The sequence below is a fragment of the Tabrizicola sp. genome (genome assembly GCF_041913445.1).
GTDB lineage: Bacteria > Pseudomonadota > Alphaproteobacteria > Rhodobacterales > Rhodobacteraceae > Tabrizicola.
Genome location: NZ_JAYSFG010000001.1, coordinates 333,344 through 357,604 on the forward strand (window position 1 = coordinate 333,344; position 24,261 = coordinate 357,604).

Below are 24,261 nucleotides of genomic sequence, written 5' to 3' on the forward strand. Positions count from 1 at the left end.
TTCCTTGCTGAAGCGAGGAGACGGGATGCCCCATTATCTGACCATCGGTTACGGCGACCGTGCCGGGTACGAGCGCACGCCGCAGGACCAGCGGGAGAAAGCCCATGCACAGGACGCGGCCCTGGTCTCTAGTGGTGCCCTGATGGGCATGGCCGGGGCACCCGTGCAGGTGCGCAATCCGGAAGGCTCGGGGGTCGAGGTGCTGAACGCCCCCTACCTCACCTCCGACCTGCCGGTCGCGGGTTTTGCGCTGATCGAGGCCGAAAGTCTGGAAGCCGCCATCGAGCAGGTGGCGCAGACCCCCTGCGCGATCTGCTACGGCGTGGTGGAGGTCTGGCCGCTTCTTCCGCCTGAAGGCGGGTGATCGGGGGGCGTCAAGCAAAGGCTTTTCAATCCCGCCGATCCCCTGTAAGTCAGCCCGGTCGGGGCGTAGCGCAGTCTGGTAGCGCGACGGTTTTGGGTACCGTAGGTCGAGAGTTCGAATCCCTCCGCCCCGACCACTTCCGACCCTCGCGCCGCCTTCCCCGCCGGGCGCAAAACTTTTCGAAAAGTTTTGCCAAAATCCTTCGAAGGATTTTGCCCTGGCCCTGCCCTGCCTTGCACGACAGGGTCCTTGCGCTCATATCCTTTGGTGAAAGGGGCCATGATGACCATCGCCTTCGACCACTCCTACGCCCGCGACCTGCCCGGCACCTATCTGCGGGTGGCCCCCGACGTGGCCCCTGCCCCGCGGCTTCTGGTGCTGAACCGGACCCTGGCGGATGACCTCGGCCTGTCGCTGACCGATGCTGAGGCCGCCGCATGGTTTTCGGGTGCCGAGCTGCCCCCTGGGGCCGATCCCATCGCCCAGGCCTATGCCGGCCACCAGTTCGGCGGCTTCTCGCCCCAGCTCGGCGACGGCCGCGCGCATCTTCTGGGAGAGGTCGTGACCGCGCAGGGCCGTTTCGACATCCAGCTGAAGGGCTCCGGTCGCACCCCGTTTTCCCGGGGCGGCGACGGCAAGGCCGCCATCGGCCCGATGCTGCGCGAATACCTGATCTCTGAATTCATGGCCGCCGTGGGCGTCCCCACCACCCGCTCGCTCGCCGTCGTGGCCACGGGGCAAGAGATCTGGCGCGAGACGAAGCTTCCCGGCGCGGTCCTCGCCCGCGTCGCCGCCAGCCACCTGCGCGTCGGCACCTTCCAGTTCTTCGCTGCGCGGGGCGAGGGCGACAAGGTCAAGGCGCTCGCCGACTACGCCATCGCGCGCCACTACCCCGACCTCGCCCAGGCCGAGAACCCCTACCTCGCCCTCCTCGACGCCGTCATTGGCCGGCAGGCTCGGCTGATCGCCGACTGGATGGGCCTCGGCTTCATCCATGGGGTGATGAACACCGACAACATGGCCATCAGTGGCGAGACGATCGACTACGGCCCCTGCGCCTTCATGGAAGCCTACGCGCCGGGCACCGTCTTCTCCTCCATCGACCACCAGGGCCGCTACGCCTATGCCAACCAGCCCCTGATCCTCGGCTGGAACCTCGCGCGCCTTGCCGAGACGCTGGTGCCCCTCTTCGATCCGTCCCAGGACAAGGCCATCGAGATCGCCAACGACCGCCTGACCGGCATCGCCCCGCGCTACCGCGCCGAATGGCTCACCGTGATGCGCCGCAAGCTCGGCCTTGTGGGGGAAGACGACGGCGACGCCCAACTCGCCGACGACCTGATGGAAGCGATCCAGGGCTCCGACTGGACCCTCACTTTCCGCCGCCTCGCGGATGAGGCCACCCTCCGCCCCCTCTTCGACGACTTCAAGAAGATGGAAGCCTGGCTCCCCCGCTGGCGCGCTCGCGCAGGCGACGGCGTGGCGGAACGTTTGGCACAGGCGAATCCCGCGGTGATCCCCCGCAACCACAAGGTCGAAGAGGCCCTAACCGCCGCCACCGACGGCGACATGGCACCCTTCCACGCCCTCCTCGCCGCAATCCAGCAGCCCTTCACCGAAACCGAGCCCTACACCCTCCCCGCCCCCACCGGTTTCGGCCAATACGTGACCTTCTGCGGCACCTGACCGGCGGCTCCTCGTTCGACTTCGTCTTCTCGTCGCGAGCGAGGAGTGACGAAGTCATCGACGAGCGGACCAGATTGACGCCTCCGCCCTTCCCGGCCACCATGCCGCGCATGGCCGACCGCTCCGACATCCACGACCGCCTCGCCGCCTCCCTCCGCGCCGCCCGGAAAGCGCGCGGCCTGTCGCTCGACGCCGCCGCCAAGCTCTCTGGCGTCTCGCGGTCAATGGTCAGCCAGATCGAACGTGGCGAATCCTCGCCCACCGTCGCCACCCTCTGGGCCCTGACCCAGGCGCTGCAGCTTGACTTCGCGGGCCTCCTCGAAGGCCGCCCCGCCCCCGGCATCGACGTCACCCGCGCCGCCCAGGCCCCCGTGATCCAGCGCCACGGCGTCACCATCCGCATCCTCTCCGCCCCCGAAAGCGTCGGCCACCACGAGGTCTACGAACTGGCCTTCGCCCCCGACGCCAGGCTCACCTCCGACCCCCATTCCCCCGGCTGCCGCGAGCACCTGACGGTCCTCGAAGGCCGCCTCACCGTCACCTCCGGCGACGCGACCGACACCCTCGCCCCCGGAGACGTCGCCCGTTACCCCGCCGACCGCCCGCACCAGATCGCCGCCCATGGCCCGGCCCGCGCCATCCTGATCGTCCAGGACAGCTGACTTCCACTATGGCGGAGGCCTATCCGCCAAGTTGACACGCGCCGCGCAACCTGCCATTTTCCGCCAAACCGGAAAGGGTTCTGCCATGACGGATTCGAGCTTCCTCGCCCACATCACCGCCACCCTCGCCCAGATCGAGGCCGACGGCCTGATGAAACGCGAACGCCTCATCACCGGCGCCCAGGGCGCACACGTGCAGATGGCCGGGCGCAAAATGCTGAACCTCTGCGCCAACAACTACCTCGGCCTCGCCGACGACCCCCGCCTGATCGCCGCCGCCAAGCAGGCAATGGACGACCACGGCTTCGGCATGGCTTCGGTCCGCTTCATCTGCGGCACGCAGGACCTGCACCGCCGCCTGGAAACCCGCCTCGCGCGATACCTCGGCCAGGACGACACAATCCTCTTCGCCGCCTGCTTCGACGCCAACGGCGGCCTCTTCGAACCCCTCCTCGGCCCCGAAGACGCCGTCATCTCCGACGCCCTCAATCACGCCAGCATCATCGACGGCATCCGCCTCTGCAAAGCCAAGCGCTACCGCTACGCCAACTCCGACATGACCGACCTCGAAGCCCAACTCAAGGCCGCGAAAGCCGACGGAGCCCGCTTCATCCTGATCGCCACCGACGGTGTCTTCTCGATGGACGGCTACTACGCCAAGCTCCCCGAAATCCGCGCCCTCGCAGACCAATACGGCGCGATGGTGATGGTCGACGACTGCCACGCCACCGGCTTCACCGGCCCCAAGGGCGCTGGCACCCCCGCCCGCGCAGGGGTCACCGTCGACATCCTCACCGGCACCCTCGGCAAGGCCCTCGGCGGAGCCTTGGGCGGCTACATCGCCGGCCCGCAACCCGTCATCGACCTCCTGAGACAACGCGCCCGCCCCTACCTCTTCTCCAATGCCCTCCCCCCCGCCGTCGTCGGCGCCGCCCTCGCCGCCCTCGACATCGTCGAACAGGCCGACGACCTGCGCCAAAGGCTCACCGAAAACGCCCAATACTGGCGCGCGGGCCTCACCTCTGCAGGCTTCACCCTCCTCCCCGGCGAGCACCCGATTATCCCCGTCATGCTCGGCGACGCGAAACTTGCGCAGGCCATGGCCGCCGACCTCAACACCCGCGGCGTCCACGTCGCGCCCTTCTTCTTCCCCGTCGTCCCCAAGGGCCAGGCCCGCATCCGCACCCAGATGAACGCAGCCCTCACCCGTGAAGACCTCGACTTCGCCCTCGACGCCTTCACCCAGGCGGGACACGCCACCGGAGTCCTCAAATGACCCACCCCAACGAGATGACCGTCCTCGCCAAGTCGAAGCCCGAACCCGGCCTCTGGATGGAAACCCGCCCCGTCCCCGAGATCGGCCCCGACGATGTCCTCATCAAGATCCACAAGACCGGCATCTGCGGCACCGACATCCACATCTGGAACTGGGACGCCTGGGCGCAGAAGACCGTCCCTGTGCCCCTCGTGACCGGCCACGAATTCGCGGGCATCATCGTCGACAAGGGCCGCAACGTCGAAGGGCTGGAGATCGGCCAACGCTGCTCGGGCGAAGGCCACCTGATCGGCAAGACCTCGCGCCAAAGCCGGTCGGGCAAGTTCCACCTCGACCCCGAAACCCGCGGCATCGGCGTGAACGAACCCGGCGCCTTCGCGCAATACCTGCGGCTCCCGGCCTTCAACGTCGTCCCCCTGCCCGATGCCATCGATGACGAGATCGGCGCGATCCTCGATCCCTTGGGCAACGCCGTCCACACCGCGCTTTCCTTCGACCTGATCGGCGAGGACGTCCTCATCACCGGCGCCGGTCCCATCGGCATCATGGCCGCCGCCGTCGCGCGGCACGTCGGCGCCCGCCACGTGGTGATCACCGACATCAACCAGGCCCGCCTCGACCTCGCGGGCCAGGTCGCCGACGTGGTCCCGGTGAACGTCGCCACGACGGACCTGAAGTCGGTCTACCACGGCCTCCACATGACCCAGGGCTTCGACGTCGGCATGGAGATGTCGGGCTCGCAAGCCGCCCTTGACCAGATGGTCGAGCACATGGTGATGGGCGGCCGCATCGCGATGCTCGGCATCCCGCCCGGAAAATCCCCGGTCGACTGGAGCCGCATCGTCTTCAAGGCCATCACCATCAAGGGCGTCTACGGCCGCGAGATCTTCGAGACCTGGTACAAGATGATCGCCATGCTGGAAAACGGCCTGAACATCCGCCGCGTCATCACCCACCGCTTCAAGGTCTCGGATTTCCAGGAAGGTTTCGCCGCCATGCGCTCAGGCCTCTCTGGCAAGGTCGTCCTGGACTGGACCTGAAGGCCCACGCCACCCAGGTCCCCTTTCACCTGGCTCCAAATATCCCCGCCGGAGGCATTCCCGAGCGATCTTGCGTCCTTCACGCAAGATCGCAAGACAAAAGGTCTTCGCGCCTGCCAAGGCGCTCGATTTGATAGCCGTCCCGGTGCGCCCGGGACCAGGCCGCCCCCGAAATGCCCCGAAATGGCCCGACGGCGTTAACACACTGCTAACCATTTCCCGGCTCAATGTCCGCATGGGACAGGAGAGCAGGATCATGGACGGAACGCACCCCGCAGGCTTTGCAGAGGCGCGCCTGGCCTTCACCGCCGCCGAACTGGTCCCGACCACGCCGATCCTCACCGAAGGCCGCCGCTTCCGCGTCCGCGCGCTGCACCTCGCCCCGGGCCAGACCACCGCGCTGCAGTCCCACCTCCACCGATCCGAACACTGGGTCGTCGTCGAAGGCACAGCCGAAGTCACGCTGCACGCCCGCTCCCGCCTGGTGGTCGAGGGCGAGGCCGTCCACATCCCCCTCGGCCAACCGCACCGGATCAAGAACCCTGGACGCCTGCCCGTCACCCTGATCGCCGTGGAAACCGGCTGCTACCTCGGCGAAGACGACGTGGTGCACCACGACTGACACCTCCTCCCTCCCTCCGGTCGTTCGTCGATAACCCCGCGAAGAGCGACTGAAGGAAGCGATGAGCCACCGCTTTGGTAAAGACCACGTAAACTCCCCTGCCCAACCCCTTGATTTCCCAAGACCGGCAAACCCGTCCCGTGTGGACGCCGCCCCGGAAACCCCGGTTTACACCGCCCCCCGCATCGGCGATAACCAGCCCAACAACCCGGGGTCAGACCGATGCTCCTCCTGATCGACAACTACGACAGCTTCACCTACAACCTCGTCCACTACCTGGGCGAGCTTGGGGCGGACGTGGTCGTGAAACGGAACGACGCCCTGCAGGTCCAGGACGTGATCGCGATGGCCCCGGAAGTCATCGTCCTCTCCCCCGGCCCCTGCGACCCTGCCGCCGCCGGGATCTGCCTGCCCCTGACCAAAGCCGCCGCCACGGCTGGGATTCCCCTCCTCGGCGTCTGCCTCGGCCACCAGACAATCGGCGAGGCCTTCGGCGGCAACGTCGTCCGCTGCCATGAGATCGTCCACGGCAAGATGGGCACCATGCACCATTCCGGCAAAGGCGTCTTCCGCGGCCTGCCCTCGCCCTTCCAAGCCACCCGCTACCATTCCCTCGTCGTCGACCGCGCCACCCTTCCGGCGGACCTCGAAGTCACCGCCTGGCTGGAAGACGGCACCATCATGGGCCTCCGCCACAAGCACCACCTGATCGAGGGCGTCCAGTTCCACCCGGAGTCGATCGCCTCCGAACACGGCCACCAGCTCCTCCGCAACTTCCTGGACGAAGCCCGCGCGAAGGTCCCGGCATGAGCGACACCCTGAAGCCCCTGATCGGCACCGCCGCCAACCGCCCCCTGACGCGCCAGGAGGCCGAAGCCGCCTTCAACGCGCTCTTCGAGGGCGAAGGCACCCCGGCCCAGATGGGCGGCTTCCTGATGGCGCTGCGGACCCGGGGCGAGACGGTCGATGAATATGCCGCCGCGGCCTCCGTCATGCGATCCAAGTGCAACGCGGTGAAGGCTCCGGCCGGAGCGATGGACATCGTCGGCACCGGGGGCGACGGCAAGGGCACGCTCAACATCTCCACCGCCACCGCCTTCGTCGTCGCGGGCGCGGGCGTGACGGTGGCCAAGCACGGCAACCGGAACCTGTCGTCCAAATCGGGTGCGGCCGACGCCCTGACCGAAATGGGCCTCAACGTCATGATCGGCCCCGAGGCCGTGGAGCGTTGCCTGCACGAGGCCGGGATCGGTTTCATGATGGCCCCGATGCACCACCCCGCGATCCGCCACGTGATGCCGGTCCGCGCCGAACTCGGGACCCGGACGATCTTCAACATCCTCGGCCCCCTGACCAACCCCGCCGGGGTCAAGCGCCAGCTGACCGGGGCCTTCTCCGACGCGCTGATCCGCCCGATGGCCGAAACCCTTCTCACTCTCGGGTCCGAAAAAGCCTGGCTCGTCCACGGCTCGGACGGAACAGACGAGATCACCATCTGCGGCCCGACCTCCGTCTCCGCCGTCGAAAACGGTGCGGTTCGCGACTTCACCGTCCACCCGGAAGACGCGGGCCTAGCGCCCCACCCATTCGAAGCCATCCTCGGCGGCACCCCGTCCGAGAACGCCCAAGCCTTCCGCGCCCTCCTCGACGGTGCGCCGGGCGCCTACCGCGACGCGGTCCTCCTCAACGCCGCCGCCGCGCTGGTGGTGGCCGACAAGGCGGGAACCCTGGCCGAAGGCGTGGCGTTGGCCCGTGAGTCCATCGACTCCGGCGCCGCGAAAGCCAAGGTCGAGGCCCTGCGCCGCCTGACGAATGCCTGAGAAAGACCGCCGATGAGCACGATCCTCGACCGCATCAAGGCCTACAAGCTGGAGGAAGTGGCCGCGGCCAAGGCCGCCGTTCCGCTGGCCGAGCTGGAAGCCGCCGCCAGGTCCGCCGCCCCGCCCCGCGGCTTTGCCCGGGCGCTGAAGGACGCGACGCTGACCGGCTACGGCCTGATCGCCGAGATCAAGAAGGCAAGCCCCTCCAAGGGGTTGATCCGCGCCGACTTCGACCCGCCGGCGCTCGCCAAGGCCTATGAAGCCGGCGGCGCCACCTGTCTTTCCGTCCTGACCGACGGGCCAAGCTTCCAGGGCGCGGGCGAATACCTCGTGGCCGCCCACGACGCCGTCTCGCTCCCTTGCCTGCGCAAGGATTTTCTCTACGACCCCTACCAGGTCGCTCAATCGCGCGCCCTGAATGCCGACTGCATCCTCCTCATCATGGCCTCACTCGAGGACACACAGGCCGCCGAACTGGAGGCCGCCGCAATGGACTGGGGCATGGACGTGCTGATCGAGGTCCATGACGAGGCCGAACTCGACCGCGCGGCGCTTCTGAAATCCCCGCTGATCGGAATCAACAACCGCAACCTGCACACCTTCGAGCTGACTTTGGACACCACGCGCAGACTGGCGCGACGGGTGCCGGAGGACCGTACCATCGTCGCCGAAAGCGGCCTCTACACGCCCGACGACCTCGCCGACCTCGCCCAATACGGCGCGCGCTGCTTCCTGATCGGCGAAAGCCTGATGCGGCAGGCGGACGTCACCGCCGCGACGCGGGCGATCCTGGCGAAACCCCTGACTGCGCAGGGCGGGCTGTGAGCGGGCTTTCCCATTTCGACGAGCGCGGCCAGGCCCATATGGTCGACGTCTCATCGAAGCCCGTCACCGACAGGGTAGCCGTGGCCGTGGGCGCCGTCCGAATGACTGCCGAGACGCTGGCACTGATCACCGAGGGCCGGGCCAAGAAGGGCGATGTCCTCTCCGTCGCGCGGCTGGCCGGGATAATGGCGGCCAAGAAGACCTCGGACCTGATCCCGCTGTGTCATCCCCTGCCGATCACCAAGGTCGCGCTGGAGCTGACGGCCGACCCCTACCTGCCGGGTGTGCGGATCGAGGCCACCGTCAAGACATCCGGCCAGACGGGGGTCGAGATGGAGGCGCTGACGGCCGTCTCGGTTGCCGCGTTGACCGTCTATGACATGGTCAAGGCGGTGGAGAAGTCGATGGTGATCGACGGCATCCGGCTGATCCTGAAAGACGGCGGGAAATCAGGCCGTTACGAGGCGGAGTGATGATTTCGGTTGAAGAGGCGCTGACCCGCTGCCTGGCCCTTGTCGCGCCCTTGCCGTCGGAAACCGTGCCCCTGGCGCAAGCCGCTGGCCGCTGGATGTCGGTCCCTGCCGTGGCGACGCGCGACCAGCCGCCCTTTCCGGCCTCGGCGATGGACGGCTATGCGGTGCAGGGCAACCCAGGACCCGGCGACACTTTCCAAGTGATCGGCGAAGCCGGCGCGGGCCATGCCTTCGACGGCCAGGTCAGCCCCGGCCTGGCCGTCCGCATCTTCACCGGCGCCCCGGTGCCTGAAGGGGCCACGCGGGTCATCATCCAGGAGGACGTCGCGCGCGAGGACGACCGCATCACCCTGAAGGACGGCCTCGACGCAGGCACCCATATCCGCCCGCTCGGCCAGGATTTCCGCAAGGGCGACAGCCTGTCTCCGCGCCGCCTGCGCCCGAATGACCTAGCGCTTCTCGCCGCGATGAACATCCCCGAGGTGCAGGCCACGCGGAAGCCCGTCATCGCGATCATCGCCACGGGGGACGAGCTGGTGATGCCGGGCGAAGACCCCCGCCCCGACCAGATCATCGCCTCGAACAGCTTTGCCCTGAAGGCCATGATTGAGGGCGCGGGCGGCCATGTTCGACTCCTCCCCATCGCGCGGGACAACGAGGCGGAGCTTCTGACCGTTCTCGGCCTCGCCGAAGGCGCCGACCTGATCGTCACAATCGGCGGCGCGTCGGTGGGCGACCACGACCTGGTGGGCAAGGTCGCGGGGCTGGAGCACAGTTTCTGGAAACTGGCGCTGCGCCCCGGCAAGCCCCTGATGGCGGGCCGGCTGAACGGCGTGCCGATGCTCGGCCTGCCAGGCAACCCGGTCAGCGCCATCGTCTGCGGGCACCTCTTCCTCTTGCCGATGGTCCGCGCCATGCTTGGCGACCCCGCGCCGCTTCCAAAGCCGCGCAAGGCCCGCCTCACCACCGACCTCCCCCCCAACGGCCCTCGCGCGCATTACATGCGGGCGCGGCTCACCCAGACCGACGGCCTGCCCGAGATCGCCCCCTTCGACCGGCAGGACTCGGCGCTTCTGTCGATCCTCGGCCAGGCCGATGCGCTGCTGATCCGCCCCATCGACGCCCCCGCCTGTCGCGCCGGGGACACGGTCGACTACCTGCCGCTCTAGGCCCCTGTGGATATTTCTTGACACAAAGCAGGAACATGGGCAGAACATTATGCAAACGCATGATGTGGGAGTAACCCCGTGCTGACACGCAAGCAGTTGGAACTTCTGGACTTCATCAAGACCCGGATGGACCGCTACGGGGTGCCGCCCTCGTTCGACGAGATGAAGGATGCGCTGGACCTGCGGTCGAAGTCGGGGATCCACCGCCTGATCACGGCACTGGAGGAACGCGGCTTCATCCGCCGCCTCGCCCACCGCGCCCGCGCACTGGAGATCGTGAAGCTTCCCGAAGCGATGGAGAAGCCCGGTTTCACCCCAAAGGTGATCGCGGGCGACAAGGTGGATCCTCCGCGCGGGGCCATGCCGGTGTCGACCGTCCACGCGATGGAACTGCCCGTGATGGGCCGCATCGCCGCCGGTGTCCCGATCGAGGCGATCTCGGAAGTCTCGCACCACGTCGCCGTCCCGGGGTCGATGCTTTCGGGCAAGGGCCAGCACTATGCCCTTGAGGTCAAAGGCGATTCCATGATCGAGGCCGGGATCAACGATGGCGACATCGTGGTGATCCGGGAACAGAGCTCGGCCGAGAACGGCGACATCGTCGTGGCCCTGGTCGAAGACCATGAGGCGACGCTGAAACGCTACCGCCGCCGCGGCAACATGATCGCACTGGAAGCGGCAAACCCGGCCTATGAGACGCGGGTTTTCCCCGACCATCTGGTCAAGGTGCAGGGCCGCCTGGTAGGGCTGATCCGCAGCTACTGACGGGCCAACTCCAGCGCCTTCCGGTTCAGGTCCGGCAGCACGACATCCTGCGACGGGGGCGACCACAGCCGGTCCGCCCCCTTCGTCTTCTGGAACCTCAGCCCCTCACCCTCGCGCCAGACGGCAAGCGGCCCGGTCTGGCGCAAGAGGGTCTGGTCGATGAGCGCGCAGCCCTGCGGCGCGGCCTCGACCTCGGCCGCAAGGATCACCAGGTCGGCGCGGGGGCAGACCTCGGCCAGTTTCGCCGCCGCGCCCTTGCCTGAGAGCGCCACGGCCCGAAGGCCCGCCAGGTCGAACCAGCGCTCGCTCTTCGGCCCGTCGAAGCCGGGGCGCGTTGCAGCTTCTGCCTGCAGCGCAAGGTCGCCGTCGTTCTGCAGCCAGTTCTCAGCCGCAAACCCCCCGCCCTTCGGCGCCGAAAGGACGCGGCCCGCCTCGCTCGCCAGGCCCAGCAACCGCCCATCGCCCGAGACCAGAAGCAAGGGCCGCTCGGCCCCCCACCACAGCACGAAGGCCGCCAGCATCGGCATCAATCCCAGGACCTGCACCCGACCGCGCCACAGGATCAGCCAGATCGTCCCCAGCGTGAACAGCGGAATCACCCAGGGCCCCGGCGCGGGTATGGCGGTGACCGAGCCCTCCCACGCGGAAATCTCATGCGCGATGAACAGGATCCAGCGCGCGCCCTGCTCCATGAACCATAGGGGGATCCAGGCCAGGCCGAGGGGCGCAAGCAGCGCCGCCACCGCGCCGGCGGGCATGATCACCGCCCCCATGACCGGCACGGTCAGCACGTTGGCCAGAAGCCCGTAATCGGTGAACCGGTTGAAATGCGCCGCCGCATAAGGGGCGGTCGAAAGGCCCCCGATGAGCGACGACACGACCAGCGTGAAGACCGGCATCAGCCAGCGCGGCACCCGCTCGCGGTAGATGCTGCCGTCCAGCGCCGCGAAGCCCACGATCAGCGCGATGGTGGCCGCGAAGGACATCTGGAACCCGGGCTCCAGCAGGCTTTCAGGCTTCAGAAGCAGAATGATCATCGCGGCAACCGCCACCGAGCGCAGGGTCATCGCGCGACGGTCCAGAAGCACGGCCCCAAGCATCACGGCGATCATGATGAAGGCCCGCTCGGTCGCGACATTCATGCCCGACAGCAGCAAGTAGAACAGCGCGACCCCAAGGCTGATGACCGCGGCGACCTTCTTCGTGTTCACACGCAGCGCCACGTAAGGGATCAGCGCCAGCCCGTAGCGGAAAAGCGCGAAGACGAAACCCACGAGGAAGGCCATGTTCATCCCCGAGATCGCCAGAAGGTGCGCGAGCGAGGAATCCCGCAAGGCCTGCACCGTGTCCTCGGTGATGGCCGACCGGTCGCCCGTCATCGCCCCTGCCGCGAAGGCGCCCGGCTGCCCCTCCATATGCTGCAACATCCCCAGCGTCAGCCAGGTCCGCAGCCGGTCGATGGGCAGGGCGCCGCCCGTCGGTTCCTCCAGCAACAGAACGGGGGTTCGGGTGTAACCCACCGCGCCCAACTGGTCGAAAAAGGCCATGCGGCGGAAGTCGAAGGCCCCGGGCTCCACCGGACCGTCGGGGGCCGCAAGGTTCGCGGTCAGGATCACCACCTGGCCCGGCGTCGGGGTCAGCCACTCCTGCTCCCCCTGAAGCGACACCCGCACCCGGGCAGGCGTCCGGTCCGGGGATACCTCCTGCAGCACCACCCGGTCCAGCGTCAGCCGCAGCGCATCGGATTGCGAGCGGTCGATCTCGACGATCCGCCCCTCGACCGGGCCGTAGTAGCGGAAGCCCAGCATGGGCGCGTCAATCGAATGCGCGCGGATCCCGGCGGCGATCCACCCCGCCGCAAGCGCTGCAACGGCAAGGCCGAAAGGCCGCGCCAGATCGGACTTCCACGCTACCCCCAGCCCCGCCACCAGAAGCAGTGCGGCCAGCGAATAGCTGCCCGGCCCCGGTTCGACTGTGACCGAGAACCAGACCCCGATGCCGCAGGCAATCAGCACGGCGATCCAGGAGAACAGCATCCCCCGCGCCGTCTGCAGCGCCAGAAGCGGCACCCGCAGGACCTGTAGCACGGCCACCTTGTTTCCCACCCCGCGATTGCCTAAACCCGCGGGAATCCTATGCCTCGCATGGTTTCCGAAAGGTTAACGCCCGATGTCCGCACCCGTCGTCACCCGCTTCGCGCCATCGCCGACCGGCTATCTGCACATCGGCGGAGGTCGGACGGCGCTCTTCAACTGGCTTTACGCACGCGGGCGCGGGGGCAAGTTCCTCCTGCGGATCGAGGACACCGACCGCGAGCGATCGACTCCAGAGGCCACCGCCGCCATCCTGCGCGGCCTCACCTGGCTGGGCCTCGACTGGGACGGGGATGTCGTCAGCCAGTTCGAACGCCGCGACCGCCATGCCGAGGTGGCGCGCGAGATGCTCGCGCGAGGAACGGCCTACAAGTGCTTCTCCACCAAGGAGGAAATCGAAGCTTACCGCGCCGCGCGCGAGGCGGAGGGGGCAAGCTACGCCGTCTTCCAAAGCCCCTGGCGCGATGCCGATCCCTCGACCTACCCCGACGCCCCCTATGCCATCCGGATGAAGGCCCCGCGCACCGGCGAGACGGTGATCGAGGACCAGGTCCAGGGCCGCGTGGTGATCAAGAACGAGACGCTGGATGACATGATCGTCCTGCGGTCCGACGGCACGCCGGTCTACATGCTGGCCGTGGTGGTGGATGACCATGACATGGGCGTGACCCATGTGATCCGGGGCGACGACCACCTGAACAACGCCGCGCGCCAGCAGATGGTCTACGACGCGATGGGCTGGACGGTGCCGGTCTGGGCGCACATCCCGCTGATCCACGGGCCGGACGGCAAGAAGCTGTCGAAACGCCACGGCGCGACGGGGGTCGAGGAATACCAGGCGATGGGCTACCCGGCGGCAGGGATGCGCAACTACCTGACCCGCCTCGGTTGGGCGCATGGCGATGCAGAGATCTTCACCTCCGAAGAAGCAATGAAGATGTTCGACCTTTCGGGAATCGGACGGGCCCCGGCGCGGCTGGACTTCAAGAAGCTTGAGAACACCTGCGGCCACCACATGGCCATGGCCGAGGATGCTGCGCTGCTGCATGAACTGGAGGCCTACCTCGCCTCGGCCGGGCGTCCTGCGCTGACGGACACGCAGCGTGCGCGGATGCAGAGCGCGCTGCCCTTCCTCAAGAAATCTGCGAAGACTTTCCCGGAACTCATGGAAAAGGCGGCATTTCTGCTGATCGACCGCCCGATCCAGCCGGATGCCAAGGCCGCCGAGGCGCTGGATACGGTATCCCGTGGTATACTGAAATCGTTGACGCCGCGCCTGCAAAATGCTAGCTGGACCAAGGAGGCGCTGGAGCCCATCCTGAACGAGATCGCCGCGGAAAACGGCATCGGGTTCGGCAAGCTGGCAGCCCCCCTCAGGGCCGCGATTGCGGGCCGGACTGTTACACCTTCGGTTTACGACATGATGCTAACCATCGGTCGGGAAGAAACCGTTGCCAGGCTGTCGGACGCCGCAGCGTAAGCCGCGCCCCCGGCCTTGAACCCACCCCAGCCGGGGTGCAGGATAGCCAATGGCCGCCCCTGCCAGGGACGACCGCCATGACCGGGGAGAACCATGTCGGACAACGTCGCCAAGCTTTCACTGAACGGGAACACCTACGACCTTCCCGTCCACAAACCCACTCTCGGCCCCGATGTGCTGGACATCCGCAAGCTCTATGGCGAGGCGGACGTCTTCACCTATGACCCGGGCTTCACCTCGACCGCGGCTTGCGAAAGCGCGATCACCTATATCGACGGCGACAAGGGCGAGCTTCTGTATCGCGGCTATCCCATTGAACAGCTTGCGGAAAAGTCGACGCATCTTGAGGTATGCTACCTGCTTCTCTACGGCGAACTGCCGAATGCGGCGCAACTGGCCGACTTCACCAGCCGGGTGACCAAGCACACGATGGTGCATGAACAGATGCACTATTTCTTCCGCGGCTTCCGGCGCGACGCGCATCCGATGGCGACGATGGTGGGCGTGGTCGGCGCAATGGCCGCCTTCTACCACGATTCGACCGACATCAACGACCCCTGGCAGCGCGAGGTCGCGGCGATCCGCATGATCGCGAAGCTGCCGACCATCGCGGCGATGGCCTACAAGTATTCGGTGGGCCAGCCCTTCGTCTATCCGAAGAATGCGCTGAGCTACGCGGGGAACTTCCTCCACATGTGCTTCGCCGTCCCGGCCGAGGATTATGTGGTCAACCCGATCCTGGAAAAGGCGATGGACCGCATCATGATGCTCCATGCCGACCACGAGCAGAACGCTTCGACCTCGACAGTGCGTCTGGCCGGGTCCTCGGGCGCCAACCCCTTCGCCTGCATCGCCGCCGGCATCGCCTGCCTTTGGGGGCCTGCGCATGGCGGGGCGAACCAGGCCTGCCTGGAAATGCTGAAGGAAATCGGCACCGTCGACCGCATCCCGGAATACATCGCCAAGGCCAAGGACAAGAATTCGGGCTTCCGCCTGATGGGCTTCGGCCACCGGGTCTACAAGAACTTCGACCCGCGCGCGAAGGTGATGAAGGAATCGGCGGACGAGGTGCTGGGTCTTCTCGGGGTCGAGAACAACCCGCTGCTCCAGGTCGCCAAGGAGCTGGAGCGCATCGCGCTGGAAGACGAATACTTCGTCTCGAAGAAGCTTTACCCGAATGTCGACTTCTATTCGGGCATCATCCTGGAAGCGATGGGCTTCCCCACCTCGATGTTCACGCCGATCTTCGCGATCAGCCGGACGGTGGGCTGGATCAGCCAGTGGAAAGAGATGATCGCCGACAAGAACCAGAAGATCGGCCGCCCGCGCCAGCTCTACATCGGCCCGGCGCAGCGCGACTACGTCGACCTGCGCCACCGCTAAGGCACGTCGCGCGAGAATGAAAAGGCCGCCCTCGGGCGGCCTTTTGCTTGGCCTAGACCGTCCCGTCCAGGGTCCCCACTGGCCGGTAAAGCCCCGGCCGCCGGTCGCGGAAGAGGCCCCAACTGGCGCGCAGGGCCGCGATGGCGTCGAGGTCGAACTGGTGGACCACCACGCCCTCGGCCTGCCGATCCGCCTTGGCGACCAGCTGCCCGGCATGGTCGGCGATGAAGCTGGACCCGTAGAACGTCACCTCCCGCCCGTCGGGCGCCACCTCGGTCCCGATCCGGTTCGAGGCGACCACCGGCATGATGTTCGCCGCCGCATGGCCGCGCTGGACCATCTCCCAATGCGGCTGGCTGTCATAGCCCGGCGCGGGGGGTTCCGAGCCGATGGCCGTCGGATACATCAGCACCTCGGCCCCCTGAAGCGCCATCGACCGCGCGCATTCCGGGAACCACTGGTCCCAGCAGATGCCGACGCCGATGCGGCCGTAAGCCGTGTCCCAGACCCTGAACCCGGTATCGCCGGGCGAGAAATAGTACTTCTCCTCATAGCCAGGCCCTTGGGGAATATGGCTTTTCCGGTAGACTCCCAGGACGCGCCCATCCGCGTCGACCATCGCGACGGAGTTGAAGAAGGCCTGCCCGGCGCGCTCGAAGACGCTGACCGGGATCACCACGCCCAGCTCCTTCGCCAGCGCCGCAAAGCGGGAGACCAGCGGGTGGCCGTCGATGGGCTGGGCGAGGTCGAAATACTTCGGATGCTCTTCGATGCAGAAATAGGGCGCCGCGAAGAGCTCCTGAATCAGCACGACCTGTGCACCCTGCCCCGCCGCCTGCCGCACCAGCGCCTCGGCGCGGTCAGCGTTCTTCGGAAGATCCCAGGTGCAGGCGAACTGGGTGGCGGCGACGGTGATGGGTCTCATGGGTAGGCCTCAGGCTGGTTCGGCTCCAACCCTAAGTCTCCGGCGGGGCGGCGTGTAGCCCGATTCCGACGGGTTGAGGCCAGCGCCCGCCCGCAGCCGCCACCGCCGTCGGGTGCAACCGCTCGGACCGGTCGCGGCCCACGACGCGCTTCCGCCGCATCAGGAACCACTTGCCCCAGCTGCGCCAGGTCCCGACCATCGGCGCGCTGGCGTCACAGGGATAGCGCGTGCGCCAGCCCTCGGGCAAAGTGAGGCCCAGCGCCTCGGCGCGGTCCAGCAACCAGACCAGCGGGATGTTCGCCAAGGGCCGCGCCGCGTCGAAATTGCCAAGCTGCCCGCCGATGTCGCCATGCGCCCCGCGGAACCAGACCTGCTCGACGTTGCCCTCCCATCCTTCAGGGCAGTCCCACAGCACCGGCGCAAAAGCCTCGCGCGTCTCGTCCAGCGCCAGCGCGTGATAGCCGTGTCGGACCTGAGCCCCAAGCTGGTGGTTGTGGAACCCGTGCCGGTCGGTGGCGAACATCCAGAAGAAGGGCAGCCGCAGACCCAGCGCCTTCACCGTGTCGAAGACGCCCACCATCTCGATGGGGGCCTCCGCATGGCAGAAGCGCCGGGTAAAGGCTTTGCCCGCTTCGCTTTCCGCCGCCCGCTCATAATGTCGCCAAGCCAGCCGGACCGCCCGTTCCGTGGCATGTTCACGGCGCAGAAGCCCGACCCGGTCGATCACGCCCGCCAGCGACCGCACCGCATAGGCCCCCCGGGAATAGCCCAGAAGGAAGATCCGGTCGCCCTCGCGGTAGCCCGAGGCGAGCCAGCCGTAGGCGCGCTGGATCTGCGGTGCGGTCCCGCGGCCCTCCAGGATCGCGATTCCCCGCAGCCAGCCTTCCCATTGCATCCCCGGCTCGTAATAAAGCCTCCGGTTCGCGCGCGGCCCCATCTCCTTCAGCAGCTGGAAGATCAGCCCGGCGTTGCTCTCCTGCCCGGGGTCGAGGCTGGACATCGTGCCATCGAGGATGATCACATGATCGACCACCCCCCGCACACGGCCCGCTTCCGGCGCGGGGGCCGGCTCGACCTCGGGCTCCACCGTACGGCGGAAGAAGCTGCGAAGGCGGTCAAGGAGGCGCGTGGCGAATCTCCCTTTCAAGGCGCTGACACATCATCGCGCGGCGCGGGTTAAGGTTCCCTTGCCCGCAATGCTAAACGCCCGGCGGAACATGTCCAGCCGGGCGTCAGGATTTCACGAGGGATTTCAGACAGTCAGAGCTTCAGGCTCAGGACCGTTGCCATCTGGAGTTCACCAAAACCGTTGAAGCGGGTGTTGGTGACGGTGGAGTAGGACCCCATCCCCTGCCAGATCACGAAATCGCCTTCCTGAAGGTCGGACGGCAGCGGAATTTCCCCCGGCAGCCGGTCGACCGAGTCGCAGGTCGGGCCGAAGACGATGCGCGGCTGCGCCTCGCCGGTGCGCTTTTCACCCGTGGGGGCAAGCACCTCGATCCGGTCAATCACGCCGATCATCGGCAGTTCGGTAAGCGAGCCATAGACCCCGTCGTTCAGGAACACGTGGCTCCCGTCGCGCAGCGCCTTGACCCGGGCGGCCAGCGCGAAGGCGTCACCGCAAAGGGCACGGCCCGGTTCGCAGATGAGGGCCGGACGGTCGGCACCGAAGGCCTCGGTCGTCACGCGGTCGATCAGCTCGAAGGTCGCCTCGAGCTGCGGCACCACGGCCTGCAGACGGTGGTTCGGGAACCCGCCACCCACGTTCAGCCGCGCGATCTTGACGCCCGCGCCCTTGGCGATGTTCGCCGCCTCGCGGATATAGGCCTCCCACGCATGCGGGTCGGTGCACTGGGTGCCCGGGTGGAAGGTGATCGAGGGGATATAGCCCGCCTCGGCCACGGTCTTCAGAAGCTCGGTCGCCAGTTCCACCGTCGCGCCGAACTTGGCGCCGAAGTTGTAGGCGGCCCCCGCGACCGGCAGCTTGAAGCGGACAGAGATCTCGGTGCCCTGAACCGGGACCATCTCGATCAACTTGGCCAGCTCGGACTTCGAATCGACGCTGTAGGACTTCACGCCCCGCTCGACCGCATAGGCAATCTCGTGCCGCGCGCGGACCGGGTTGTTGTAGTGGATCGCCGCATCGGGGGCCAAGCGGCGGATCAGGTCGATCTCGAAGGGCGAGGCGCAGTCGAAACCGCGCACGCCCGCTGCGGCCAGGTTCTCCACCATCGCCTCGCCGGGGTTCGACTTGACGGCATAGGTCACGAGACCCGGGAAGCCGTCGATGAACCGGCGCGCGGCGGCCTGGGCGGCCGAGGGCGCGAAGAATAGGACCGGGTTTTCCGGCTGCTCTTTCTTCAGAAAATCAGTGGGGTTGGTCCAGATTGTCTTGGAGAGTCCCATCGGCGTATTTCCCTTTGCCAACAAGACGCTACGCCCTTCCCCGTTGCAGCTTTGGGTCTGGGCACCAGCGTGGTTTCAAGTGAACCAGGCCAGGTGCGTATGAGCCGCCCTTTTCCTGCAATCGAGGATGCCGCATATGGGTTACAAACTCACCGAACAAAACTATATAAATGCGCGGTTTCGTCGTTATAATGACGAAAAAGGACGGCAGATTGCATGGACGAACTGGATCGCAACATCATTGGGCTCCTCTCCGCCGACGCGCGGGTTTCGGTAGCCACTCTGTCCCGCCGGCTGAAGGTCGCCCGGTCGACGATCCAGGCCCGGCTGGAGCGGCTGGAGACCTCGGGCGTCATCGCGGGCTACACGCTGAAACTGGGCGAAGCGGCGCGGGAGGGGCGGCTGCGGGCCTCGGTGCTCCTGACCATCGAACCCCGCTCCCAGGCCGCCGTCCTGGCGCGACTCCGGTCGATTGCCGAGATCGAGCGGGTCTTCACCACCTCCGGCCGCTTCGACTTCCTGGTCCAGGTCGCCTGCCCAAACACCCAGGTCCTTGATTCGGTGCTGGACCAGATCGGCGCGATGACCGGGGTGCGGGCGTCGGAGAGCCTGATTCACCTCTCGACCAAGATCGACCGGGCGGTCTGACGGGGGTGTGATCGTGGGTGCGCCATGAATGCGCACCCTACGGGCCGTGCGTAGGGTGCGCATTCATGGCGCACCATTCCGCCGCCCCTAAACTCCCAACGCCCGGAACACCTTTGGCAACTCCTCCGGCAAGTCCTCGGCAATCAGCCCGGACCCGAAGGACAAAGCACATTCCACATGCAGCCAAGCCCCGGTGCAGGCGGCGTCGAAGGGTGAAAACCCTCGCGCCAGAAGGCCGGTGATGAACCCCGCCAGCACATCCCCGGACCCTGCGGTGGCCAGCCACGGCGCCGCCCGGTCGTAGTGGGCCGAGTTGATCGCAGCGCGACCCGAGGGGTCGGCGATCACCGTGTCGGGGCCCTTGTACAGGACCACGCAGCCCGCCCGCCTCGCGGCCTCGCGCGTGGCGTCGACCTTGGAATAGGCGGGGCCTCTGGTGGCGGGGGCCGCGAGCTTCTCGGCGATGTCGGGGAAAAGGCGGGCAAACTCCCCGGCATGGGGGGTGAGGACGCATCCTTTGTGCAGGGCAGCGAAGAGGTCGGGGTTTTGCGACAGGATGGTCAGGGCGTCGGCGTCGAGGACCAAGGTGCGCGTGGCCCCCCTCCCCTCTCCCCTCCCCACGCGGGGGAGGGGAAGCGCTTCGTCCGCACCCCCGACGCGGAACGGCTGACCCTTGCGGCCCCCCTCCCCCGCGTGGGGAGGGGATGGGGGTGGGGGGCTCCCGGCCGGAACACCAAGCGCCACACCTACCACCTCCCGCCCCCGCGCATCGAGCCCCAACCCCGGCCCCACGCACAGCGCATTGATCCGCCCATCCCCCAGCGCCTCCTCCAGCGCCAGCCCATCCGCCACCCCCCGCAGCATCACCGCGTCCAGCCGCGCGGCGTGTTCGGGGATCGCGTCCAATGGACAGCCCACCGTCACCACCCCTGCCCCGATCCGCAAGGCCCCCCGCGCCGCCAGCCGAGCCGCCCCGCCGCGACCGGAGGGGCCGGAGAGGATGAGGGCGTGGCCGTGGGAGTATTTGTTGAGATGAATGTGCTTGGTTACTTCCAACTGCTGTGTGATTGGCCCAAGCGCGGTGCAGTGATCACCGGTCAACAGCGCAACCTGGTCAGCAGAGCGCAACCTTTGGCTTCGGCGGGTTTTTGTTCGGTAGCTTTCCAGACCGAGGCCCTTGAGCGCTATCTTCCCGCAGAAATAGCTCCCCTGCGCAAGAAAGTGCCCGAGTTTCAAGGCGCCGAGCGCGACCGTCAGGTCTGCCTTGCAAACACCGCCACCAAAGGTCTTGCCGCTGTTGCTGCACAAACCACTTGGAACATCAATGGAGACAACCTTGTAGCTTCCGTCATTCCAGCTTTCTGCACCCGCTGCGTGGGCGCTCAGGGTATCTAGAAAGCTTTCGGCAGGCATCGGATCGATTGCTCGATCAAGTCCAATCCCGAACAGCGCATCGACATAAAGCTTCACGGGTTGAGCGCCGCGATACCCCCAGTAGTCGCGCCGTTCAGCAAGCTCGCGCAAGGTTAAGTCGTGGACGGTGTAACCCATATCATGGACGTCACCGCCCACCTCAATCCACCGTCGAAAACTGATCTCTGCGCTCGGAGGCAGCCGCGACGGATCACCATGAAGGATGATCTCCACCTCCCACCCCCACTCCTTCAACAGCCTCGCCACGACGAACCCGTCGCCGCCGTTGTTGCCCGGCCCGCAGAGGACTACTGCTCGGTACGAGGTCGCGCGCAGCTCCGGCCATTCCTCGAAGATCGCCTCCACCACTCCGCGCCCCGCCCTTTCCATCAGCTCCAGGCCCGTGACCTCGCCACTGGCAATCGCCGCCTGTTCGATGGCTCGCATCTGCGCGGAGGTCAGGAGTTCGATCATTCTTCGGCCACCACAGTTTTCAAACCGCCCACACAACAGGCGCAATGCACAAATTTTAAGCAGTGCCCGAGGAATCCCCCGGACATCGCCCAGAAGGAAACCCTGTCACATTGTCCCCCCCGCGGGGAAGTGGTGTGAGGGGCGAAGACGGAACCGGGGGGAGTCGGCCCAATGAAGAAAGTCGAAGCGATCATCAAGCCCTTCAAGCTTGACGAGGTGAAAGAGGCGCTTCAGGAGGCCGGGATCCAGGGTCTTTCGGTGACCGAGGTCAAGGGCTTCGGGCGGCAGAAGGGCCACACGGAACTCTATCGCGGCGCCGAATATGTCGTGGACTTCCTGCCCAAGGTGAAGATCGAGGTCGTCCTGACCGACGACATGGTCGACACCGCCGTCCAGGCGATCATCGCCGCCGCGCGCACCGACAAGATTGGCGACGGCAAGATCTTCGTCACCCCCGTGGAACAAGCCATCCGCATCCGCACCGGCGAAACCGGCGACGATGCTGTCTGAACCGGGCCCACAAGCCTGAAACCATCAACCCCAAACCGAAAGGCTGTCAGATGAGCGCCGTTGCCAAGGCTCTGCAACTGATGAAGGACGAGGAAGTCGAATACGTCGACATCCGCTTTACCGACCCGAAGGGCAAGCTCCAGCACGTGACGCTGGTCGCCGACCTGGTGGACGAGGACTTCTTCGAAGAAGGCTTCATGTTCGACGGCTCGTCGATCGCGGGCTGGAAGTCGATCGACCAGTCCGACATGAAGCTGATCCCGGATGCGGCGTCGGTCTACATCGACCCGTTCTACGCGGAAAAGACCATGTGCGTGCATTGCGACGTGGTCGAGCCGGACACCAACGAAGCCTATGCCCGCTGCCCGCGCCAGATCGCGAAGAAGGCCGAGGCCTTCCTGAAATCCTCCGGCATCGGTGACGCGGCCTTCTTCGGCCCCGAGGCCGAATTCTTCATCTTCGACGACGTCCGCTATTCCGTGACGCCCCGCAAGGTGGCCTACGAGATCGACGCCGAGGCTGCTGCCTGGAACACCGACACCGTGACCGAGGGCGGCAACTACGGCCACCGCGCGGGCCACAAGGGCGGCTACTTCCCGGTCAACCCGATCGACGAAGCCCAGGACATCCGCGGCGAGATGCTGTCCACGATGAAGCGGATGGGCATCAAGGTCGACAAGCACCACCACGAAGTGGCGACCTGCCAGCATGAACTCGGGATGATCTTCGGCGGGCTCGTCGAGCAGGCCGACAACATCCAGAAGTACAAGTACGTGATCCACAACGTGGCCCACGCCTACGGCAAGACCGTGACCTTCATGCCGAAGCCCATGAAGGGCGACAACGGCTCGGGGATGCACGTCAACATGTCGATCTGGAAGAACGGCAAGCCGCTGTTCGCGGGTGACAAGTATGCCGACCTCAGCCAGGAAGCCCTGTGGTTCATCGGCGGCATCCTGAAGCACGCCAAGGCGCTGAACGCGCTGACGAACCCCGGCACCAACTCGTACAAGCGTCTGATCCCGGGCTTCGAGGCCCCGGTCCTGCGCGCGTATTCGGCCCGCAACCGGTCGGGTTGCGTCCGGATCCCGTGGACGGAATCGCCGAAGGCCAAGCGTGTCGAGGCCCGCTTCCCCGATCCGTCGGCGAACCCCTACCTCGCTTTCGCGGCGCTTCTGATGGCCGGCCTGGACGGCATCAAGAACAAGATCGACCCGGGCCCGGCTTCGGACAAGGACCTCTACGACCTGCCGCCGGAAGAACTGGCGGAAATCCCGACCGTCTGCGGCTCGCTCCGGGAAGCCCTGGAAGAGCTGGAGAAGGACATGGACTTCCTCCTGGCCGGCGACGTGTTCGACCGCGACCAGCTGGAGGCCTACATGGCGCTGAAGTGGGAGGAAGTGTATGCCTACGAGCACACCCCCCACCCGGTCGAGTACCAGATGTACTACTCCTGCTAAGGGCGGGGACAGTGACGGAAAGGGCGCCTTCGGGCGCCCTTTTTCGTTGCGTGTCCACGCGGGACAGCCGGGCCAAGCCTTTGAAATCACGACAAACCGGCCACGGACATTCACGTCTTGGAAAGGACGTTTTCGCCCGCTAACCTGCGGTTGCAACAAGGTGCGGGAGTGTCATGGCGCGGGATCCCATGCGGAAGAAGCCGGGGGCGGACCGCCCGGAGATCTGGGCCTCGGGCGGGCAGCGGCCCCCGTTCGACATCCGGGCGCTGGGGCGGGCGAGCCTGCACCTCTCGCGCGAGGGGCTGGCACCCCTCCACGCCTGGGCCGCGCGGAAGCTGCGGCGTCAGGCGGAAGCGGTCCGCGACGGGCGCGGGCGCATCCCGGCGGACAAGCTGGGACGGGCCGGGCGCTTCGTCCCCTCGCACCTTCGGGTCGCGGCCTGGGTGAAGAACCTCGCCGCCACCCTCTCCCACGCCAGTGCCACGGCGGACCCGGACGTGAAGCGTGGCAATGCGCTGGTGGCCGAGATCGAACCGCATCTTTGGGGCCAGCCCCCAGCCGGCGCCCCCGCAATAGACGAACCCGCCCCGCCCGCCGGTGAAGTCGGCCCCGTGGTCCTGCCCGAGCCGAAGGTTTTGCAGCCGGGGGATGACCCGCTGGCCGCGATCCGCGACGAGATTGCGACGGGACCGTCGCCCGTCCGGACAATCAGTGCCGACCAGCCGCCTGCTCCGCCCGGCCCGGTGACCGAGGGCGCGATCCAGGTG

The 24,261-nt window shown here is 66.9% G+C and carries 23 protein-coding genes and 1 tRNA gene; 19 read left to right on the plus strand and 5 right to left on the minus strand.

Annotated features, from left to right (window positions below; all coding sequences use genetic code 11):
• Positions 1-25 precede the first annotated feature (25 nt).
• The 13 genes from ACE3Q6_RS01720 (at position 26) to lexA (ending at position 10,702) form a co-directional block, all read left to right on the plus strand.
• Positions 26-364, plus strand: coding sequence for a hypothetical protein (locus ACE3Q6_RS01720; RefSeq protein WP_374427219.1), 339 nt, complete (start codon positions 26-28; stop codon positions 362-364).
• A 59-nt stretch (positions 365-423) separates the two neighbouring features.
• Positions 424-500, plus strand: a tRNA-Pro gene (locus tag ACE3Q6_RS01725).
• Between the two features lie 146 nt (positions 501-646).
• Positions 647-2,050 (plus strand): YdiU family protein, encoded by a 1,404-nt coding sequence (locus ACE3Q6_RS01730; protein ID WP_374427222.1) that lies wholly within the window; start codon positions 647-649, stop codon positions 2,048-2,050.
• A gap of 110 nt (positions 2,051-2,160) precedes the next feature.
• Complete coding sequence (locus tag ACE3Q6_RS01735) at positions 2,161-2,712, plus strand: helix-turn-helix domain-containing protein (protein ID WP_374427225.1); 552 nt, start codon at positions 2,161-2,163, stop codon at positions 2,710-2,712.
• Between the two features lie 85 nt (positions 2,713-2,797).
• Positions 2,798-3,988, plus strand: coding sequence for a glycine C-acetyltransferase (locus ACE3Q6_RS01740; RefSeq protein WP_374427228.1), 1,191 nt, complete (start codon positions 2,798-2,800; stop codon positions 3,986-3,988).
• Positions 3,989-4,002: 14 nt separating this feature from the next.
• Positions 4,003-5,028, plus strand: coding sequence for an L-threonine 3-dehydrogenase (gene tdh, locus ACE3Q6_RS01745; RefSeq protein ID WP_374427631.1), 1,026 nt, complete (start codon positions 4,003-4,005; stop codon positions 5,026-5,028).
• Between the two features lie 256 nt (positions 5,029-5,284).
• Entirely contained in the window at positions 5,285-5,650 is a 366-nt protein-coding gene (locus tag ACE3Q6_RS01750) for a phosphomannose isomerase type II C-terminal cupin domain (RefSeq protein ID WP_374427230.1), read from the plus strand.
• A gap of 222 nt (positions 5,651-5,872) precedes the next feature.
• Positions 5,873-6,460 (plus strand): aminodeoxychorismate/anthranilate synthase component II, encoded by a 588-nt coding sequence (locus ACE3Q6_RS01755; protein ID WP_374427233.1) that lies wholly within the window; start codon positions 5,873-5,875, stop codon positions 6,458-6,460.
• Complete coding sequence (trpD, locus tag ACE3Q6_RS01760; RefSeq protein WP_374427236.1) at positions 6,457-7,470, plus strand: anthranilate phosphoribosyltransferase; 1,014 nt, start codon at positions 6,457-6,459, stop codon at positions 7,468-7,470. The genes ACE3Q6_RS01755 and trpD overlap by 4 nt, the downstream gene beginning before the upstream one ends.
• A 12-nt stretch (positions 7,471-7,482) precedes the next feature.
• Positions 7,483-8,295, plus strand: coding sequence for an indole-3-glycerol phosphate synthase TrpC (trpC, locus tag ACE3Q6_RS01765; protein ID WP_374427239.1), 813 nt, complete (start codon positions 7,483-7,485; stop codon positions 8,293-8,295).
• Positions 8,292-8,768, plus strand: coding sequence for a cyclic pyranopterin monophosphate synthase MoaC (moaC, locus tag ACE3Q6_RS01770; protein ID WP_374427242.1), 477 nt, complete (start codon positions 8,292-8,294; stop codon positions 8,766-8,768). Before trpC ends, moaC begins: the two co-directional genes overlap by 4 nt.
• Positions 8,768-9,937 carry a gephyrin-like molybdotransferase Glp gene (gene glp, locus ACE3Q6_RS01775; protein ID WP_374427245.1) on the plus strand — a complete coding sequence of 390 codons (1,170 nt, stop codon included), beginning with the start codon at positions 8,768-8,770 and terminating at the stop codon, positions 9,935-9,937. Before moaC ends, glp begins: the two co-directional genes overlap by 1 nt.
• Before the next feature lie 78 nt (positions 9,938-10,015).
• Entirely contained in the window at positions 10,016-10,702 is a 687-nt protein-coding gene (gene lexA, locus ACE3Q6_RS01780; protein ID WP_374427248.1) for a transcriptional repressor LexA, read from the plus strand.
• On the opposite strand, the gene ACE3Q6_RS01785 is transcribed toward lexA, so the two are convergent.
• Entirely contained in the window at positions 10,696-12,795 is a 2,100-nt protein-coding gene (locus tag ACE3Q6_RS01785; protein WP_374427252.1) for a ComEC/Rec2 family competence protein, read from the minus strand. The two genes, lexA and ACE3Q6_RS01785, sit on opposite strands and share 7 nt — an antisense overlap.
• 76 nt (positions 12,796-12,871) lie before the next feature.
• Here ACE3Q6_RS01785 and gltX point away from each other — a divergent pair, with 76 nt between their 5' ends.
• Positions 12,872-14,275, plus strand: a complete 1,404-nt coding sequence (gene gltX / locus ACE3Q6_RS01790) for a glutamate--tRNA ligase (protein ID WP_374427257.1) — start codon at positions 12,872-12,874, stop codon at positions 14,273-14,275.
• Positions 14,276-14,368: 93 nt separating this feature from the next.
• Complete coding sequence (locus ACE3Q6_RS01795) at positions 14,369-15,658, plus strand: citrate synthase (protein ID WP_374427260.1); 1,290 nt, start codon at positions 14,369-14,371, stop codon at positions 15,656-15,658.
• Positions 15,659-15,710: 52 nt separating this feature from the next.
• On the opposite strand, the gene aguB is transcribed toward ACE3Q6_RS01795, so the two are convergent.
• From aguB to ACE3Q6_RS01810, 3 genes are all read right to left on the minus strand, one after another.
• The gene (gene aguB / locus ACE3Q6_RS01800; RefSeq protein WP_374427263.1) at positions 15,711-16,583 is read right to left on the minus strand and encodes an N-carbamoylputrescine amidase; all 873 of its coding nucleotides are present in this window, start codon (positions 16,581-16,583) and stop codon (positions 15,711-15,713) included.
• A gap of 31 nt (positions 16,584-16,614) precedes the next feature.
• The gene (locus ACE3Q6_RS01805; RefSeq protein WP_374427637.1) at positions 16,615-17,670 is read right to left on the minus strand and encodes a DUF2235 domain-containing protein; all 1,056 of its coding nucleotides are present in this window, start codon (positions 17,668-17,670) and stop codon (positions 16,615-16,617) included.
• A gap of 173 nt (positions 17,671-17,843) precedes the next feature.
• Positions 17,844-18,989, minus strand: a complete 1,146-nt coding sequence (locus ACE3Q6_RS01810) for a type III PLP-dependent enzyme (RefSeq protein WP_374427265.1) — start codon at positions 18,987-18,989, stop codon at positions 17,844-17,846.
• 216 nt (positions 18,990-19,205) lie between these two features.
• On the opposite strand from ACE3Q6_RS01810, the gene ACE3Q6_RS01815 reads away from it, so the two are divergent.
• Positions 19,206-19,637, plus strand: a complete 432-nt coding sequence (locus ACE3Q6_RS01815; protein ID WP_294970423.1) for an Lrp/AsnC family transcriptional regulator — start codon at positions 19,206-19,208, stop codon at positions 19,635-19,637.
• Between the two features lie 87 nt (positions 19,638-19,724).
• Here ACE3Q6_RS01815 and ACE3Q6_RS01820 read toward each other — a convergent pair whose 3' ends face one another.
• Positions 19,725-21,524, minus strand: coding sequence for an NAD(P)H-hydrate epimerase (locus tag ACE3Q6_RS01820; RefSeq protein WP_374427269.1), 1,800 nt, complete (start codon positions 21,522-21,524; stop codon positions 19,725-19,727).
• A gap of 171 nt (positions 21,525-21,695) precedes the next feature.
• Here ACE3Q6_RS01820 and ACE3Q6_RS01825 point away from each other — a divergent pair, with 171 nt between their 5' ends.
• From ACE3Q6_RS01825 to ACE3Q6_RS01835, 3 genes are all read left to right on the plus strand, one after another.
• A complete protein-coding gene (locus ACE3Q6_RS01825) occupies positions 21,696-22,034 on the plus strand; it encodes a P-II family nitrogen regulator (protein ID WP_103255696.1) in 339 nt (112 codons plus the stop codon).
• A 50-nt stretch (positions 22,035-22,084) separates the two neighbouring features.
• The gene (glnA, locus tag ACE3Q6_RS01830; RefSeq protein WP_374427273.1) at positions 22,085-23,494 is read left to right on the plus strand and encodes a type I glutamate--ammonia ligase; all 1,410 of its coding nucleotides are present in this window, start codon (positions 22,085-22,087) and stop codon (positions 23,492-23,494) included.
• 188 nt (positions 23,495-23,682) lie between these two features.
• On the plus strand, positions 23,683-24,261 hold a 579-nt coding region (locus tag ACE3Q6_RS01835), incomplete at its 3' end, for a hypothetical protein (protein WP_374427276.1).

Excerpts from the sequence above, each read along its gene's own strand:
- ACE3Q6_RS01795 (WP_374427260.1), top strand. The coding sequence starts at position 14,369 with ATGTCGGACAACGTCGCCAAGCTTTCACTGAACGGGAACACCTACGAC.
- aguB (WP_374427263.1), bottom strand. The coding sequence starts at position 16,583 with ATGAGACCCATCACCGTCGCCGCCACCCAGTTCGCCTGCACCTGGGAT.
- trpC (WP_374427239.1), top strand. The coding sequence starts at position 7,483 with ATGAGCACGATCCTCGACCGCATCAAGGCCTACAAGCTGGAGGAAGTG.
- ACE3Q6_RS01735 (WP_374427225.1), top strand. The coding sequence starts at position 2,161 with ATGGCCGACCGCTCCGACATCCACGACCGCCTCGCCGCCTCCCTCCGC.
- ACE3Q6_RS01750 (WP_374427230.1), top strand. The coding sequence starts at position 5,285 with ATGGACGGAACGCACCCCGCAGGCTTTGCAGAGGCGCGCCTGGCCTTC.
- ACE3Q6_RS01740 (WP_374427228.1), top strand. The coding sequence starts at position 2,798 with ATGACGGATTCGAGCTTCCTCGCCCACATCACCGCCACCCTCGCCCAG.
- ACE3Q6_RS01815 (WP_294970423.1), top strand. The coding sequence starts at position 19,206 with ATGGACGAACTGGATCGCAACATCATTGGGCTCCTCTCCGCCGACGCG.
- ACE3Q6_RS01825 (WP_103255696.1), top strand. The coding sequence starts at position 21,696 with ATGAAGAAAGTCGAAGCGATCATCAAGCCCTTCAAGCTTGACGAGGTG.
- trpD (WP_374427236.1), top strand. The coding sequence starts at position 6,457 with ATGAGCGACACCCTGAAGCCCCTGATCGGCACCGCCGCCAACCGCCCC.
- tdh (WP_374427631.1), top strand. The coding sequence starts at position 4,003 with ATGACCGTCCTCGCCAAGTCGAAGCCCGAACCCGGCCTCTGGATGGAA.
- ACE3Q6_RS01730 (WP_374427222.1), top strand. The coding sequence starts at position 647 with ATGACCATCGCCTTCGACCACTCCTACGCCCGCGACCTGCCCGGCACC.
- ACE3Q6_RS01720 (WP_374427219.1), top strand. The coding sequence starts at position 26 with ATGCCCCATTATCTGACCATCGGTTACGGCGACCGTGCCGGGTACGAG.
- ACE3Q6_RS01820 (WP_374427269.1), bottom strand. The coding sequence starts at position 21,524 with ATGATCGAACTCCTGACCTCCGCGCAGATGCGAGCCATCGAACAGGCG.
- ACE3Q6_RS01755 (WP_374427233.1), top strand. The coding sequence starts at position 5,873 with ATGCTCCTCCTGATCGACAACTACGACAGCTTCACCTACAACCTCGTC.
- glnA (WP_374427273.1), top strand. The coding sequence starts at position 22,085 with ATGAGCGCCGTTGCCAAGGCTCTGCAACTGATGAAGGACGAGGAAGTC.
- gltX (WP_374427257.1), top strand. The coding sequence starts at position 12,872 with ATGTCCGCACCCGTCGTCACCCGCTTCGCGCCATCGCCGACCGGCTAT.
- ACE3Q6_RS01810 (WP_374427265.1), bottom strand. The coding sequence starts at position 18,989 with ATGGGACTCTCCAAGACAATCTGGACCAACCCCACTGATTTTCTGAAG.
- glp (WP_374427245.1), top strand. The coding sequence starts at position 8,768 with ATGATTTCGGTTGAAGAGGCGCTGACCCGCTGCCTGGCCCTTGTCGCG.